This is a genomic window from Methylorubrum thiocyanatum, from assembly GCA_014138645.1.
GTDB lineage: Bacteria > Pseudomonadota > Alphaproteobacteria > Rhizobiales > Beijerinckiaceae > Methylobacterium > Methylobacterium thiocyanatum.
This window is the reverse complement of record JACJIB010000008.1, coordinates 1-15,508: the sequence shown is the minus strand read 5'-3', so window position 1 is coordinate 15,508 and position 15,508 is coordinate 1. Positions and strand designations below refer to the sequence as shown.

The window sequence follows — 15,508 nt, the reverse complement described above, 5'->3', positions numbered from 1 at the left end:
CCCGGCCTGCCGATGCCAAATCAGTTCTTGGTCTTGTCGACCAGGGCCTTCTCGGAGATCCACGGCATCATGCCGCGGAGCTTGGCACCGACTTCCTCGATCGGGTGGGCGGCGAGCTTGGCGCGGGTGGCCTTGAACGAGGTCTGGCCGACCTTGTTCTCCAGCATCCAATTGCGGGTGAAGATACCCGACTGGATGTCGTTGAGGACGCGCTTCATCTCGGCCTTGGTCTCCGGCGTGACGATGCGCGGACCGGTGACGTACTCGCCGTACTCGGCGGTATTCGAGATCGAGTAGTTCATGTTGGCGATGCCGCCCTCGTAGATGAGGTCGACGATCAGCTTCACCTCGTGCAGGCACTCGAAATAGGCCATCTCGGGGGCGTAGCCCGCCTCGACCAGGGTCTCGAAGCCGGCCTTGATGAGCTCGACGAGGCCGCCGCAGAGCACGGCCTGCTCACCGAACAGGTCGGTCTCGCACTCTTCCTTGAAGGTCGTCTCGATGATGCCGGCGCGGCCGCCGCCATTGGCCGAGGCGTAGGACAGGCCGAGGTCATGGGCGTTGCCCGAGGCGTCCTGGGCGATGGCGATCAGGGTCGGCACGCCGCCGCCCTTGAGGTACTCGCCGCGCACGGTGTGGCCGGGGCCCTTCGGGGCGACCATCAGCACGTCGAGATCCTTGCGCGGCTCGATCAGGTTGAAGTGCACGTTGAGGCCGTGGGCGAACAGGAGCGCGGCGCCCTGCTTCATGTTGCCCTCGAGCGACTCCTTGTAGATGTCGCCCTGCAGCTCGTCGGGGGTGAGCATCATCACCACGTCGCCCCACTTGGCGGCATCGGCGACGTTCATCACCTTGAAGCCCTCGTGCTCGGCCTTCTTGGCGGTGGCCGAGCCCTCGCGCAGCGCGATGACGATGTCCTTCACGCCCGAATCGCGCAGGTTCAGCGCGTGGGCGTGGCCCTGGGAGCCGTAGCCGACGATGACGACCTTCTTGCCCTTGATCAGGTTCAGGTCGGCGTCGCGATCGTAATAGACGCGCATGGTGGTGTCCTCTCCGGTTGAATAGTTTCGGTTCAGGGTTTCGCCCGGCCGTAGAGGGCCAGGAACTGCTCGACGGCACGGGCCGCGTCGCTCCGGATCCCGGCGGCGTCGAGATCGAGCGCGTCGCCGAGGAGAAGTCTGATCTGGATATCGCGGCCCACCAGACCGAAGAAGGTCCGGAACGCCGCCTCGCTGTCCTCGAAGGCGAGGAGACCCGCCGCGCGGCCGGCCTCCAGCACCGGCTTCACCCGCTCGCCGATGGCGAAGCGACCATTCGCCAGGACGATGCCGCCGAGATTGCTCCGGCGCGAACCCGCCTCGGCGATGGCGATGCGGTTGAGCGCCACCGAAGTGCGGCTGCCGATCACCGCGAGCCAGCTCTCGGCGAAGTCGAGGAGGTTTTCACGCAGGGTCGTCGCGTCGAGGCCGCTGACCTCGTAACGGCCGGCATGCACCCGCGAGGCTTGCCAGCGCACCGTCGCGGTCAGGAGGCCGTCCCGGTCGCCGAACCACTTGTAGAGCGTTTCCTTCGAGCAGCTCGCCCGGCGCGCCACCGCATCCATGGTGAGCGGGTCGTTGCCCTCGACCATCAGCGCCAGGGCGGCGTCCAGCACCGCCTGCTGACGCGGGGAGGGCGTCTCGCTCGGGGGCTCGTCGATGAGGGCGGGACTTGGTTGCATGATCCGGCGATCGAATCCGTACCGTACCGTACGGTACGCCTCCCGTAGCGAGTTCGGCTTCACGCTGCAAGCCGGGGTCGGGCGTCATCTCTTCAGTCGGGGCAGGGCTCGACATGAATCTGTCGCGGAGGCGCGGAAGCCGCTTGCCGAGCGCACGGCCTCAGCGTATACGGCCCTCCGTCGCCACGGCGACGCCCGTGCCGCGCTTCCGCAAGCGGCACGTCGGGGCTCGGGTGCGTAGCTCAGCGGGAGAGCATTCGCTTCACACGCGAAGGGTCACAGGTTCGATCCCTGTCGCGCCCACCACGCCCTTCTCAACGACATCTGGTCGTATCCGCACGAAGAATTCATTCGATCCGCGCGCTGCCCGCATTTGACCCTCCGTCATCTGCATGGTCGTTTACGCAGCGATTCGCATCATGTGTGGATTCGCGGAGACGCCTGTTGCCGGTCCTCATCATCTTCACCGCCGTCGTCGCCAGTGTTCTGTTCTGGCTCCTGCGCGCCCACTACACGGTCAAGCAGCTCAAGGAGATCGATCAGGACACCAAGGGGCTGCAGCGCCGGGCGAAGTCGGCCTTCGAGAGCATCGTCGGGAGTCCGCTCCAGCGGGTGAACGACGTGCGGCTCGCTGCGGTGATCCTGATGATCCAGATCGTGCGCACCGGTAGTCCGATCACGGCCTCCGAGAAGACGCGCATCCTCGAGTTCATGGAGAATCCGCTGGAGATCCAGACGATCTCCGCGACCTTCGATCGGGCATGGCGCTACACACAGGAGCGCCGCCCCTTCTCTCTCGTCGCCGATCCGCTGCTGCCGCTGTTTCGCGAGAAGCTGACCAACGAGGAGCGGGTGCAGTTCGTGGACATGCTGACCCAGGTCGCCTCCGCCCATTCCGCGCCGAGCGAGTTGCAGCGCGAGGCGCTGGTGCGGCTGAAGCGGCGCCTGATCGCCGGCAAGCCCGAACTGGCGGCGAGCCGGGCCGGGCATTTCGGCTAGGCACAAGACCCCGAAACGAAAAGGCCGCCCCGAAGGGCGGCCGGCGTACCCGCCTCAGAGCGGGATGTTGTCGTGCTTCTTCCAGGGCTGCTCCATCTCCTTGGTGCGCAGCATCCCCAGCGCCCGCGCGATGCGCTTGCGGGTGGAATGGGGCATGATCACCTCGTCGATGTAGCCGCGCTCCGCCGCCACGAAGGGCGACAGGAAGCGGTCCTCGTATTCCTTGGTGCGCTCGGCAATCTTGTCCGCGTCGCCGATTTCGGCGCGGAAAATGATCTCGACCGCGCCCTTTGCACCCATCACCGCGATCTGTGCCGTCGGCCAAGCGTAGTTGAGGTCGGCGCCGACATGCTTCGACGCCATGACGTCGTAGGCGCCGCCGAAGGCTTTCCGGGTGATGATGGTGACGAGCGGCACGGTGGCCTGCGAGTAGGCGAAGAGCAGCTTGGCGCCGTGCTTGATCAGGCCGCCATATTCCTGCGCCGTTCCGGGCAGGAAGCCCGGCACGTCGACGAAGGTGACGATCGGGATCGAGAAGGCGTTGCAGAAGCGCACGAAGCGGGCCGCCTTGCGGGAGGCGTCCGAATCGAGCACGCCGGCCAGCACCAGCGGCTGGTTGGCCACGAACCCGACGGTGCGGCCCTCGATGCGGCCGAAGCCGGTGATGATGTTGCGGGCGTAGGCCGCCTGGATCTCGAAGAAATCGCCCTCGTCCACGACCCGGCGGATCAGCTCGCCCATGTCGTAGGGCTTGTTCGGGTTGTCCGGGATCAGGGTGTCGAGCGACTTGTCGAGGCGGTTAACGTCGTCGAAGCTCTCGATCTCCGGCACGCCCTCGATGTTGTTGGCGGGCAGGAAGTCGAGCAGGCGGCGGATCTGGAGGATCGCCTCGACGTCGTTCTCGAACGAGCCGTCGGCGATCGAGGACTTCGTGGTGTGCACCTTGGCGCCGCCGAGTTCCTCGGCGGTGACGACCTCGTTGGTGACGGTCTTCACCACGTCCGGGCCGGTCACGAACATGTAGCTCGTGTCGCGCACCATGAAGATGAAGTCGGTCATGGCCGGGGAGTAGACGTCGCCGCCGGCGCAGGGACCCATGATGACCGAGATCTGCGGGATCACGCCGGAGGCGGCGACGTTGCGGCGGAACACCTCGCCATAGCCGCCGAGCGCCGCCACGCCCTCCTGGATGCGGGCGCCACCGGCGTCAAAAATGCCGATGATCGGGGCGCGCATCTTGAGCGCCATGTCCTGGACCTTGACGATCTTGGCCGCGTGCGCCTCGGAGAGCGAGCCGCCGAAGACCGTGAAGTCCTTCGAGAACAGGAAGACGGTGCGACCGTTGACGGTGCCCCAGCCGGTGACGACGCCGTCGCCGGGGATCTTCTGCTTCTCCATGCCGAAATCGGTGGAGCGATGCTGCACGAACATGTCGAATTCCTCGAACGACCCGTGGTCGAGCAGGAGTTCGATGCGCTCGCGCGCCGTCAGCTTGCCGCGCTTGTGCTGGGCCTCGAGCCGCTTTTCCCCGCCGCCGAGCCGGGCCTGCGCGCGGCGCTCCTCAAGCTTCTCGAGAATGTCCTTCATGATCCGGCGAGACTCCCTGGCGATCGAAATCGTTTTTTGAATACAGATCAGAGCGCAAGAGCTTGACCTTGTATCGTTCGATCGCCCTTAGCACGCGTTCCGGCCCTCGGAAACGGCTAGGGAGGGGCGTCTTTAAGCCAATCCGCGTTTCAGGCGTGGCCCGCCGGTGCAGCCCCGGCCCGAAGGACGGGGCTGCCCGCTCGCTTGCATGTTCGATGGGTTAGACCCGTCGCGCTCAGCCCTTCTTGACGAGGGGCGCCGGTGCGGGCGGAGGCTTGGTCGCGCAGGCTGCGGCGCTCAGCGTGAGCACCGCCGTGAGGGCAGCCAGGGTGATCTGCCGGGTGGTGATTCGAAGGGTCGGCACGTTCGTCTCCAAAGTCGGACGTCTCCGAGATTGGGGCGTCGGCAGGTCGCGCCGATAGTGCACAGAAGCGACACTTGAGCTGGAAGCGATTGAATTAATTCAATCGCTCCAAGAAGAAGCACGATGCCTCGCAAGTGACCGGGCCGAGCATCGTCCGGAGGCAGCGCGCCGTTCAGCTCCGGCGCTGCGCCACCGTGGCCGCGGCGTCGAATTCCGCCCGGCGGTGGGCGAGGCGAGCCTCGGCCTCCGCGTCGCGGCCCCAGACGCTCGCCTGATACGTCTCGTCCACATGCGCTGCCGCCCAGGCCTCGTCCGCGCCCAGTCGGCGGTGCAGCACCGCCAGGGCGATCACCAGGGAGCCGGTCAGCGTCGTCAGCGCGTGGAGCGCCGCGAGACGGAACGGATCGTCCACCGCGTCGATCGCCGCACGCAAGGCCGCCACGGAGCCCTCCGGCTGCTCGACATGCATGACGCCCTCGGCGAGGAACAGCCGTGCCCCGAAGGTTTCGGCGGCCCAGGCGACGAGGGGATCCCAGGCGGCGGCCTGCTCGGCGACGAGGCGTTCCGGCGTTCCGGCGCGGTAGGCGACGAGATCGGTGCCGGCGAAGGCGCCGAGATCCTCCGCGACCGCGGCGCGGCGCTCGACCACACCGTCGATCGTGGTGTTGACGAGGCGGGTCAGCGGCATCGTGCGCGGATCGATCACCGTCTCCTGCGCAGCCCATTCCGCCGCAAGTGCTTCGCCGAGCCCGATATCGGGCACCACGAGCGGCCGGCGGCCCGGCGTGTTGGCGCCGCGCCCGTCGAGTACGAGGCGGAAGCCGCCCTCGGCTTCCGCGATACCGGCCTGCGCGTAGAAGCGCTTGGGCAGGGTCGGTGCGGTGCTGGCGCGCGCGGCCCGAACGGGATCGTGCTTGCCATCGTCGCCGGGCTCGCCCAGCCAATCACGGGTGACGTCGTCGCCTGAAGTGCTCATGGGCCGCAAATAGGATTTCTCGGGCTCTTGCGCGAGTCGCCGGAGCGGTGGGCCGCGAACAGACGGTCCGGACGGGCCGCCGGCGGCGTTCGGGTGGGCGGTACCTACGGGGTCGCGAGCCGCTCCGTCACCGGGCCCGGCTGCGCCTCATCCAGGGGACCGGAGAACAGGTCGCTCAGGGAGGCGGCCGACTCGACGACCGTCACTGCGCCCGCGCCGAACAGCGCGCCGGGGGCGTGATAGCCCCAGCCGACGCCGATCGCGGCCACGCCGGCGCTCCTGGCCATCATCATGTCGTAGGTGGTGTCGCCGATCATCACCGTCATCGAGGGTTCGGCGCCGGCTTCGGCCATCGCCTGGAGCAGCATCGCCGGGTCGGGCTTGGACGGGGCGTCGTCCGCGGTCTGGATCGTGGCGAACCAGCGTTCCCAGCCGTGCTTGTCCACGAGGTGATCGACGCCCCGGCGCGACTTGCCGGTGGCGATGCCGAGCTGGATGTCGTCGCGGCGATGCAGCCGCGCGACCAGATCGGCCATGCCGGGAAACAGCGGCTCCTCGTAATCGGGATCGATGCGCAGCGCCTGGAAGGCCTTGCGGTAGCTGTGCGAGAGCGATTCGATCGGGCCGGCCTCTCCGACGAGGCGCCGGAACGCGTCGGGCAGCGACAGCCCAACGACGGACAGGGCCTCCTTGCGCGGCGGCACCGGCAGCCCGTGTTCGGAGAAGGCGCGCCGCTGCGCCTCCACGATCAGGTGCTGGCTGTCGACGAGTGTGCCATCGACGTCGAAGACGATCAGCTTGAGCAAGGCCGGGAAGCCCCGTGGCTCATGGTCTGCGGGACGGCGCCGGCTGGGAAGCCGGGCGCCGCTCGTAGCCGAGGCGGCAACGGACGAGGAAGCGGCGGCGCGCGCCGCCGGAAAGCTTGCGGCGGTGCGATTCACGGTTGCAGGCCGCATAGGAGATGCGGCGGCGACGTTCGCCTGGACGTGCCCCCTGACCCTGCGCCCGCGATCCCGGTGCCGCCTGGGAGGCAGGCGGTAGGCCGGCCTGGGGCTGTCCTTGGGGCTGTCCTTGGGGCTGCCCCTGGGGCTGCCCCTGGGGTTGCGCTTGCGATTGTCCTTGAACCTGTCCCTGCGCTCCATTGCCGGGCGGCGTCGCGCCGACGGGCGCAGCGGCACAGAGCAAGCCGGCGAGCGCGACGGGCAACAGCGTGACGAGCCTCATGCGATCCTGAACCTCGTTGCACGGCTTCCGGCGGCGGGGCGACCTTCGAACGTCCCGACGGCAAGCGCGACCCTAACCCATCGCCCCGCAAGGTCGGCAACGGCCGTCGGGTTTGGACGGAGAGACGATAGAAGCATCTCGTCCTCTCCCCGTCCACGCAGCATCCCGATTGTGCAAAAGCTATGGCGCGAGAACCATCTTCCAAGACGCTCCTCGCTTTCGTGAAACGCTCCGGCGCCGGTCAGGCTTCCGGCGCCTCGACGATCGGGTCGTAGCGGGCGGCGTCGAAGCCGAGCAGGTTCCAGCTCTGCGCCATGTGCGGCGGGAGCGGGGCACTGATATCGACCGGCTGACCGGTGCGCGGGTGCGGGATCACGATGCGGCGGGCAAGCAGGTGCAGGCGGTTCTGGATGCCGCCGGGCAACTCCCAGTTCTCGACGTCGAAGTATTTCGGGTCGCCGACGATCGGATGGCCGATATGGGCAGCGTGGGCGCGCAGCTGGTGCGTCCGGCCGGTCACGGGCTTCAGGGAAAGCCAAGCGAGCTTCTGCGCCGCCTGATCGACGGTGGCGTAGTAGGTCAGCGCATGGCTCGCCCCCTCGTCGCCATGCTTGGCTACCCTCATGCGCGCATCGGCATCGGTCGGCTCATCCTTGACGAGATAGGTCGAGACCCGGCCCTGGCGGGTGCGCGGCACGCCCGCCACCAGTGCCCAGTAGATCTTACGCGCCGCGCGGGAGCGGAAGCTCTTGGCCAGCGTCGCGGCCGCGAGCCGGGTCTTGGCGACGATCAGGCAGCCGGCGGTGTCCTTGTCGAGGCGGTGGACGAGGCGCGGGCGCTGCCCGTCCGGCCCGGTCAACGCCTCGAGCAGACCGTCGACGTGGCGCACGGTGCCCGACCCGCCCTGGACCGCGAGGCCGAACGGCTTGTTGAGAATCATCATGTCCGCGTCCTCGTAGAGGATCAGCGAACGCAGGAACTCGGCGTCCCCCTCGACCTTGGCGGCGCTGCGCGGACGGTCGGTCGGCTGTTCGAGCTTCAGCGGCGGCACGCGCACGCTCGAACCCGGCTCCAGCCGGTCGTTCGGCTTGGCGCGCTTGCCATCGACCCGCAACTCGCCCTTGCGGACGATGCTCTGCACGCGGGTGAAGGGAAGCTGAGGGAAGCGTGCGCCTAGGAAGCGGTCGATGCGCATCCCGGCCTCGTCGGGGGCGACGGTCAGCGTCTGCACGCCGCTCGCCAGCGTCGCCGAGGCGGCGGCGCGCTGCTCCCGGCGCGTCGGGCCGGCCGCCGGGGGAGGGGCCTCGGCACGGGGCGCGCGGGCGACAGCGGCCTTGGCACCGGTGCGCGGTGCGTCCGCTTTCGGAGCGGCAGCCCTGGGCGGGCGCTTCGGGCGGGGAGCGGCCTCGATCGCTGCGCTGTCATCCCAGGGCGAGCGTTCGCCGGCATCCTCGCCGCGATTGCGGGCGGCGCGCTGCGCGGCCTCCTTGGCGGATGTGCGCGGTCCGGTGCCGGCCCGCGGGGCGAAGCCGCCGGGCCCGCGTTTCGCGCCGGACCCGCGATGTGGAGGACGTCCCTTCATGTGCCGCTGCTATCATCCTGAGATGACGGCGCAAAGCGCTGCGGCGACTCGCACGGCAGAATCCCCCGCCGCGACCGCGTGCAGCGCATGGCCGGGTCAGAGCCGCAGCCGGTTCGGATGCAGGCGGTGGGCCTCAGCGTCCCGTGCCACTGCCGCCGCGGGACATTCCGGTCCCGGCCGATCCGCCCATGCCGGTTCCGGTCTGCCCAGCGCTGGAAGAACCGCCGCCGCGGGCGCTGGTATCGCCGCCCTGTCCGGTCTCCGAGCCGCTGCCCGGTGCCTGACCGGACCCACCGCCGGAGCCGGCCGCCGCGCCTCCGGCGCCGTTGTCCGAGCCGCTTCCGCTGGTTCGCGCGCCGCCGGGGCTGGCCGGATCGCCGGCCGATTGGGCGAAGGCCGCTCCCGCCGGGAGGGTCAGGAGGGCGGCGAACACGGCGATACCCGCCGTCTGAAAACGGGGACGGTTCGATGTGGGGGACATGCGGGGTCTCATCTCGGCGGATGGGCTTCCGTCGACCCGGAAGCGTCCGGGATAGGCCGCCGCCGCGGGCGAAGGTTCCGCCGGTCGCGAACGATCGCCGCCTCAGGCGGCGAGGCGTGCCGCCTCCAGGGTGAGCCCGAGCCCGACCGAGCCGAACGTGTCGCCATCGACCACCCGCGCGCCCGGCACGCAACCGGTCAAGGCCGCGCGGACATGCGGCAGGCCGGTCGAGCCGCCGGTGAGGAACAGCGCGTCGATCCGCTCGGCCGAGAGGCCCGCCTGATCGAGGCAGCGGCCGATCCGCTGCGCCATGCGGTGCGCGAGGTCGTCCGTGTGGCCCGCGAGCCGCGTGCGATCCACCTCGGCCGACAGGCCCGGCTCGACCCATTCGAGATCGACCGCGCCGATGCCCCGGTCGGAGGCGGCGATCTTGGCCCCCTCCACCGCCATGGCAAGCGAATGCCCGCGCTCCGCCTCGACCACGTTGCGCAGCCGTGAGACGAGTTCCGGCCGGGCGGCATCGCGCACCACTTCGTCGATCTCGCGCAGGGTCTTGGGATTGTAGAGCCGGTTGATGCTCGACCACGTGGCGAGATCGTGGAAATAGGCGCTCGGCACCGCGAGGTCCGCCCGCTTCATCGGGCTGCCGAGCCCGAGGAGCGGCATCACCGCGCCGAGGCTGAGGTTGCGGTCGAAGTCGGTGCCGCCGATGCGGATGCCGTCATTGGCCAGGATGTCCTCGGCGCGCTCGTCGCGCCGGTGCCGCGCGGGCGAGAGGCGCACGATGGAAAAATCCGAAGTGCCGCCGCCGATATCGGCGATCAGCGCGATCTCCTCCGACGTCACCGTGCGCTCGTAATCGAGCGCCGCGGCGATCGGCTCGTACTGGAATCGGACGTGGCGAAAGCCGATGCTTTCGGCGATCTGTCGCAGCGTGTCCTCCGCCCTGCGGTCCGCCGCCGGGTCGTTGTCGACGAAGTGGACCGGGCGGCCATGCACCACGGTGTCGAGAGCGACGCCGGCCTCCGCCTCGGCGCGCGTCTTCACCAGGGTGAGGTAGCGGGCGATCACATCGCGGAAACGGATGCGCTCCCGCCCGACCGGCGTGGTCTCCTCGATCAGGGGCGAGCCGAGCACGGATTTGAGCGCCCGCATCAGCCGGCCGGGCGTGCCCTCGACATAGGCCTCGATCGCCGCCCGCCCGATCTGCGCGTCGCGGCCGGGCGCGAAGAAGATCGCGCTCGGCAGGGTGCGGTGTGCGCCCTCCAGCGGCACCAGGACCGGGCGATTGCCCGCGCCGATCCCGAGGGTGGTGTTGGACGTGCCGAAATCGAGGCCGCAGGCCGCCATGGGGATCGGATCGCTTGGATACGAAAAGGGGAGGGCGGCCCCGTTACGGCCCCCGGCCTCGGAGCGCAATCCCCGATCCGTGACACGGACGGCCCGATGCTCAGCCCTGCGCGCCGAGATAGCGGCGACGCAGATGCGCCAGGAAATCCTGCGCGCCCAACGGCTGACCCGTGGCGGCGATCAGCAATTCGTCCGTCTCCATCAGGCTCGCGCGAGCATGGACATTCTCCTGCAGCCAGCCGCGCAGCTGCGAGAAATCGCCCGCGGCGAGCCCCGGACGGATGCCGGGATGGGCGGCGCAGGCGGCCTTGAAGAGCTGTGCGGCCGCCAGCGCCCCGAGGGTGTAGGTCGGGAAGTAACCGAAGCTGCCGCCGGGCCAGTGGATGTCCTGAAGGCAGCCGTGCCGGTCATCGGGGACGGTAAGGCCCAGCAGCTCCTTCATGCCGTCGTTGAAGGCGCCGGGCAGGTCGGCGACCGTGAGGTCGCCCGCGATCATCGCCGTCTCCAGGCGGTAACGCAGCAGGATGTGGGCCGGATAGGTCACCTCGTCGGCGTCCACCCGGATGAAGCCCGGCTCGACACGGGTGTAGAGGCGGTGCAGGTTCTCCGCGTCCCAGGCCGGACCCTCGCCGCCGAACGCGTGACGCAGGGTCGGCGCGAGGAAGGCGCAGAACTCGGCCGAGCGGCAGGCCTGCATCTCGACCAGCAGCGACTGGCTCTCGTGCAGGCTCATGCCGCGCGCCTGCCCGACGGGCTGGTGGCGCCACGCCGACGGGCGGCCCTGTTCGTAGAGCGCGTGGCCGGTCTCGTGCAGCACGCCCATCAGCGCGCCGGTGGCGCTCGCTTCGTCGTAGCGGGTGGTGATACGGACATCGTCGGTGGCGCCACCGCAGAACGGGTGCAGGCTGACATCGAGCCGCCCCCGCGCGAAATCGAACCCGACCGCCCGCATCAGCCTGAGGCCGATCTCCCGCTGGACCTCGACGGGAAACGGCCCCGGCAGCGGCAGGGGCGACGGCTCGGCCGCCTGCCGCTCGCGCACCGCGGCGACAAGATCCGGCAGCACGGCCCGCAGCTCGGCGAAGATCGGATCGATGCGGGCACGCCGCATGCCGGGATCGTAGCCGTCGAGCAGCGCGTCGTAGGCATCGAGCCCGAGCGCCGCACCCTTGGCCTCGCCGACGAGACGCCGCAGCCGCAGCACCTCCTCGAGATGCGGGCGCAGCCGCGCGAAGTCCGAGTCGCGCCGCGCCTCGCGCCAGATCATCTCGCAGCGGGTCGCCGCTCTCGACGCCGCCGCGACGAGATCGCCCGGCACGGCCGAGGCGTGGGCATAGGCCCGGCGCATCTCGCGCAGATTCGCCCGCTCCCATAGGCCGAGCTGTCCTTCCGCCTCCGCCGCATCGAACCGCTCGGCGTTGCGGGGATCGGTCAGGATCTCGTGGGCGAGCACGCTCAGCACGGCGAGTTGCTCGCCGCGGGTGTCGGAGGCGCCGTCCGGCATCTGGGTCTGCGTGTCCCAACCGAGGATGCCGCTCGCATCCTCCAGCGCGCCGAGGCGGGCAAAGGTGGCGGTGAGCGTCGCGTAAGCCTGCATGATCGGTCGAGGTCCCTTGAATGGCCGTGGATGATCAGTCTTCGCCGCGCCGCTCCTGCCGCAGCCGTTCCCAGTAAGCCAGACGCTCCCGGTAACGGGTCTCCATGCCCCGGTCGGTCGGCTCGTAGAAATGCTGGCGCCCGAGGGCCTCGGGCCAGTAATCCTGACCCGAAAAGGCGTCGGGCTCGTCATGGTCGTAGCGATAGCCCTCGCCGTAGCCGATGCGCTTCATCAACCCCGTGGGAGCGTTGAGGATCGTGCGCGGCGGCGCGAGCGAGCCGGCGGCCTTCGCGACCCGCGTCGCCGCCTTGTAGGCGGTGTAGACCGCGTTCGATTTCGGGGCGCAGGCGAGGTAGACGGTGACCTGCGCCAGCGCCAATTCGCCCTCGGGCGAACCGAGGAAATCGAAGGCGTCCTTGGCCGCGTTGGCCACGACGAGGGCCTGCGGATCGGCAAGCCCGATATCCTCCACGGCCATCCGCACGAGGCGCCGGGCGATGAACAGCCGGTCCTCACCGGCATCGAGCATCCGGCAGAGATAGTACAGCGCCGCATCCGGATCCGAGCCGCGCACGGTCTTATGCAGCGCGGAGATGAGGTTGTAATGCCCCTCCTGCGCCTTGTCGTAGATCGGCGCCCGGCGCTGAACGAGGGTCTGGAGCTTCTCCGCATCCAGGATTTCGCCGGGACGGGCCGAGCGCCAGACCTCTTCCGCCAGGGTTAGCGCGGCCCGCCCGTCGCCATCGGCCATGCGGACCAGCGCGGCGCGGGCCTCCTCGTCGAGGGGGAGCGCCTGGCCCTCCATCTCTTCGGCCCGGGCCAGCAACCGGGCCAGCGCGGTCGCATCCAGCGCGCGGAACAGCAGCACGCGGGCACGCGACAGCAAAGCGGCGTTCAGTTCGAACGACGGATTCTCCGTCGTCGCGCCGACGAGCGTAACGGTCCCATCCTCCATCACCGGCAGGAAGGCATCGAGCTGTGACCGGTTGAAGCGATGGATCTCATCGACGAACAAAAGGGTGCCCTGACCGGTCGCCCGCCGCTTGCGGGCCGCCTCGAACACCTTCCGCAGGTCGGCGATGCCGGAGAAGATCGCGGAGATCTGCTCGAAGTGCAGTTCGGTCTCATGCGCGAGAAGCCGCGCCACGGTGGTCTTGCCGGTGCCGGGCGGTCCCCAGAACACCAGCGAGCCAAGGGAGCGCGAAGCAAGCAGGCGGGTCAGCGCTCCGTCGGGTCCGGTTAGATGCTCTTGTCCCACGACCTCTGACAGCCGGCGCGGGCGCAGACGATCGGCAAGCGGCCGAGGTGCGGCGGCATCGAGGCCGGCGGAGGCGAAGAGGTCGGACATCGGTGGCATGAACACCGCAGCTCCCCCTCTCCGCAAGGGCTCAGCCTGTTAGCGCGCACATCTCATACGAAGCCGACTTGTGGGGCCGCGCTTCGCATGCTAGGGCGCATCCCGTCGATGCGACACCTCTGCGGAGAGGTGGCAGAGCGGTTGAATGCACCGCACTCGAAATGCGGCATGGGTGCAAGCCCATCGGGGGTTCGAATCCCCCCCTCTCCGCCATTCATCCTGAAAAGCGTTTCTTTTCAGCGATCCCCTAGGGAAACAGCGACTCAGCGGCCGTCCGGTGGTACACACGGGTGGTACACACGTGGTTCTGGCGATGTCGCGCCCCTGGCCCCATCCGAAGACCGGCGTCTTCTGGTTCCGAAGGCGGGTCCCAAAGGACTTGCTGGCCCTCGTCGGCCGGCGGGAGGAGAAGGCGAGCCTCGCGACGAAGGACGTCGGCGAGGCCAAGCGCCGCCACGCCGCGCATGCCGCCCAGGTCGAAGCCCGCTGGGCCAACTTGCGGGCCGGCGTGCGGCGGCTCAACCTGCTTGAAGTCAACGCCATCGCGGGCGAGGTCTACGACGACCTGATCGCCAAGTTCCAAGTCGGCCGGTTCTCGCCGGTCTACAACCTGGCCACGACCGGGATCATCGAGCGGTTCGTGGAGGATACCGGTTCGACGAACCGCAAGGCGTTCCTGCGACTGTACGGGCCGGAGATTGACGGTCACCTCGCCCGAAAAGGGTTGGTCGTCGATCCGGAGACGCGAGGCTCCCTGGAGTATGCGATCGCCAAGGCGATCCTTCAGGCGAACACGCAGAGCCTGAAGTATCTCGACGGGGATTTCAGCCCGGATCCGATGGCCGGGCGCTTTCCCAAGATGCCGGCCAAGCCGGTCACGGTCGCCCTGCCGCTCGACGAGTGGTTCTCGAAGTACGCCGAGGCATCGAAGCTCGCCGCCTCGACCCGGAAGCGGTGGCGGCCGGCTCTCGCGACGCTGGAGGCGTCCGTCGGACACGACGATCTGGCGCGCGTCACGCCGGACAACATCGCCGACTGGGTCGACGCCCTGGCCACGGACGGGCGCGCCGACAAGACCATCCGCGATGTCTACCTCGCTTCGGCCAAGGCGCTGTTCGGGTGGATGCAGGGCAAGCGGAAGATCGCCGCGAACCCTTGCGCCGGTTTGCGCGTGAAGGTGGTCGAGGGACCCGTCCTGCGCGAACGCTTCTTCACGGAGGCGGAGATCACGACCATCCTCGCGGCATCCCTCGCGTCCCAGCGGGGTCGCCTGAGCGCCGAGCAGGCTGCGGCCCGCCGCTGGGTGCCCTGGCTGTGTGCCTATTCCGGCGCACGGGTCGGCGAGGTGATGCAGCTGCGCCGCGAGGACATTCGCTTCGAGGGCGGGGTGCGGTTCTTTCGCATCACGCCGGAAGCCGGCACGGTGAAGACGAAGCGGTTCCGCGACGTCCCGATCCACCCGCACCTGATCGAGATGGGTTTCCTCGACTATGTCGACACACGATCGAAGGAGCTGTTCTTCGACAAGGCGCGGGGCCGCGGCGGTTCGGACGCCAACCCGCTCTCGAAGAAGGTTGGGGAACGACTGGCGGCCTGGGTCCGGAAGCTCGGGATCACCGACGTCGGCGTGGACCCCAACCACGGCTGGCGGCACAGCTTCAAGACACGCGGGCGGCAGGGCGGGATGAGGGACTCGGTCCTCGACGCCATCCAGGGTCACGCACCGGACACCGAGGGCCGGAAGTACGGAGGATTCACGGTCAGGATGATGGCAAGCGAGATGGAGCTGTTCCCACGGTACACGCTCGCTCACACGGATCGCGAGGCCGAAATTCCCGTTTGAGCCGTTGGGAGCCTTCGAAAAGGCGGACGGAAAATGGCTCCGCAGACCTCCTAGGGTCAAAACCCTATCAAGGTTTTGATCTGTCGACGTAATGTGGCTTCAATGGTGCACCTTGAGACAGGGAGGCGCGCCATGGCGGACTTGTTCTGGCTGTCGGACGAGCAGTGGGTGGTCATCGAACCGTTCATGCCCAAGAACCAGCCCGGGCCCGAACGCAACGACGACCGGCAGGTCATCTCCGGCATCATCCACGTCGTGAAGACGGGCTGTCGCTGGTGCGATTGCCCGTCGGAGTACGGTCCGCCCACCACGATCTACAACCGCTTCAATCGTTGGTCCCGGCGCGGCTTCTGGAAGGCGATGCTGGTCGCCCTGGCCAAGGCCGGATGGACCGGCGAGGCCAACGCCATCGACGCCACCTACGTCAA

General features: G+C 68.9%; 14 protein-coding genes and 2 tRNA genes. 5 read left to right on the top strand and 11 right to left on the bottom strand.

Features of this window, described 5'->3' with window-relative positions; genetic code table 11:
• Positions 1-20 precede the first annotated feature (20 nt).
• Both ilvC and HNR51_RS20865 read right to left on the bottom strand, forming a co-directional pair.
• A complete protein-coding gene (gene ilvC, locus HNR51_RS20870; RefSeq protein WP_366932718.1) occupies positions 21-1,076 on the bottom strand; it encodes a ketol-acid reductoisomerase in 1,056 nt (351 codons plus the stop codon).
• Positions 1,073-1,720: a TetR/AcrR family transcriptional regulator gene (locus tag HNR51_RS20865; RefSeq protein WP_012452297.1), complete on the bottom strand. Its 648-nt coding sequence runs from the start codon at positions 1,718-1,720 to the stop codon at positions 1,073-1,075. Before HNR51_RS20865 ends, ilvC begins: the two co-directional genes overlap by 4 nt.
• 231 nt (positions 1,721-1,951) lie before the next feature.
• Here HNR51_RS20865 and HNR51_RS20860 point away from each other — a divergent pair.
• A tRNA-Val gene (locus tag HNR51_RS20860) sits at positions 1,952-2,026 on the top strand.
• A 138-nt stretch (positions 2,027-2,164) separates the two neighbouring features.
• A complete protein-coding gene (locus HNR51_RS20855) occupies positions 2,165-2,719 on the top strand; it encodes a tellurite resistance TerB family protein (protein ID WP_182556221.1) in 555 nt (184 codons plus the stop codon).
• A 54-nt stretch (positions 2,720-2,773) separates the two neighbouring features.
• On the opposite strand, the gene HNR51_RS20850 is transcribed toward HNR51_RS20855, so the two are convergent.
• The 9 genes from HNR51_RS20850 to HNR51_RS20815 all read right to left on the bottom strand — a co-directional run bounded on the left by HNR51_RS20850 (position 2,774) and on the right by HNR51_RS20815 (position 13,228).
• A complete protein-coding gene (locus HNR51_RS20850; protein ID WP_012452295.1) occupies positions 2,774-4,306 on the bottom strand; it encodes an acyl-CoA carboxylase subunit beta in 1,533 nt (510 codons plus the stop codon).
• Between the two features lie 235 nt (positions 4,307-4,541).
• The gene (locus HNR51_RS26820) at positions 4,542-4,670 is read right to left on the bottom strand and encodes a hypothetical protein (protein WP_273288652.1); all 129 of its coding nucleotides are present in this window, start codon (positions 4,668-4,670) and stop codon (positions 4,542-4,544) included.
• A 172-nt stretch (positions 4,671-4,842) separates the two neighbouring features.
• Positions 4,843-5,646, bottom strand: coding sequence for an ATP12 family chaperone protein (locus tag HNR51_RS20845; protein ID WP_182556220.1), 804 nt, complete (start codon positions 5,644-5,646; stop codon positions 4,843-4,845).
• 104 nt (positions 5,647-5,750) lie between these two features.
• Positions 5,751-6,452 (bottom strand): HAD-IA family hydrolase, encoded by a 702-nt coding sequence (locus tag HNR51_RS20840; protein ID WP_012452293.1) that lies wholly within the window; start codon positions 6,450-6,452, stop codon positions 5,751-5,753.
• A gap of 659 nt (positions 6,453-7,111) precedes the next feature.
• Positions 7,112-8,452, bottom strand: a complete 1,341-nt coding sequence (locus HNR51_RS20835) for an RluA family pseudouridine synthase (RefSeq protein WP_182556219.1) — start codon at positions 8,450-8,452, stop codon at positions 7,112-7,114.
• A gap of 133 nt (positions 8,453-8,585) precedes the next feature.
• Positions 8,586-8,933: a hypothetical protein gene (locus HNR51_RS20830; protein WP_182556218.1), complete on the bottom strand. Its 348-nt coding sequence runs from the start codon at positions 8,931-8,933 to the stop codon at positions 8,586-8,588.
• Positions 8,934-9,035: 102 nt separating this feature from the next.
• Positions 9,036-10,283 (bottom strand): Hsp70 family protein, encoded by a 1,248-nt coding sequence (locus HNR51_RS20825; RefSeq protein ID WP_182556217.1) that lies wholly within the window; start codon positions 10,281-10,283, stop codon positions 9,036-9,038.
• Between the two features lie 100 nt (positions 10,284-10,383).
• Entirely contained in the window at positions 10,384-11,880 is a 1,497-nt protein-coding gene (locus HNR51_RS20820) for a carboxypeptidase M32 (protein ID WP_182556216.1), read from the bottom strand.
• A 34-nt stretch (positions 11,881-11,914) separates the two neighbouring features.
• Positions 11,915-13,228 (bottom strand): replication-associated recombination protein A, encoded by a 1,314-nt coding sequence (locus tag HNR51_RS20815; protein WP_182556359.1) that lies wholly within the window; start codon positions 13,226-13,228, stop codon positions 11,915-11,917.
• 132 nt (positions 13,229-13,360) lie between these two features.
• On the opposite strand from HNR51_RS20815, the gene HNR51_RS20810 reads away from it, so the two are divergent.
• From HNR51_RS20810 to HNR51_RS20800, 3 genes are all read left to right on the top strand, one after another.
• Positions 13,361-13,450 (top strand) — tRNA-Ser (locus HNR51_RS20810).
• 100 nt (positions 13,451-13,550) lie between these two features.
• Positions 13,551-15,080, top strand: a complete 1,530-nt coding sequence (locus HNR51_RS20805; protein WP_306424271.1) for a site-specific integrase — start codon at positions 13,551-13,553, stop codon at positions 15,078-15,080.
• A gap of 132 nt (positions 15,081-15,212) precedes the next feature.
• The coding region (locus tag HNR51_RS20800) for a transposase (protein WP_182556214.1) at positions 15,213-15,508 on the top strand (296 nt) is incomplete at its 3' end.

Excerpts from the sequence above, each read along its gene's own strand:
- HNR51_RS20865 (WP_012452297.1), bottom strand. The coding sequence starts at position 1,720 with ATGCAACCAAGTCCCGCCCTCATCGACGAGCCCCCGAGCGAGACGCCC.
- HNR51_RS20850 (WP_012452295.1), bottom strand. The coding sequence starts at position 4,306 with ATGAAGGACATTCTCGAGAAGCTTGAGGAGCGCCGCGCGCAGGCCCGG.
- HNR51_RS20820 (WP_182556216.1), bottom strand. The coding sequence starts at position 11,880 with ATGCAGGCTTACGCGACGCTCACCGCCACCTTTGCCCGCCTCGGCGCG.
- HNR51_RS20825 (WP_182556217.1), bottom strand. The coding sequence starts at position 10,283 with ATGGCGGCCTGCGGCCTCGATTTCGGCACGTCCAACACCACCCTCGGG.
- HNR51_RS20805 (WP_306424271.1), top strand. The coding sequence starts at position 13,551 with ATGTCGCGCCCCTGGCCCCATCCGAAGACCGGCGTCTTCTGGTTCCGA.
- HNR51_RS20815 (WP_182556359.1), bottom strand. The coding sequence starts at position 13,228 with ATGTCCGACCTCTTCGCCTCCGCCGGCCTCGATGCCGCCGCACCTCGG.
- HNR51_RS20830 (WP_182556218.1), bottom strand. The coding sequence starts at position 8,933 with ATGTCCCCCACATCGAACCGTCCCCGTTTTCAGACGGCGGGTATCGCC.
- HNR51_RS20835 (WP_182556219.1), bottom strand. The coding sequence starts at position 8,452 with ATGAAGGGACGTCCTCCACATCGCGGGTCCGGCGCGAAACGCGGGCCC.
- HNR51_RS20845 (WP_182556220.1), bottom strand. The coding sequence starts at position 5,646 with ATGAGCACTTCAGGCGACGACGTCACCCGTGATTGGCTGGGCGAGCCC.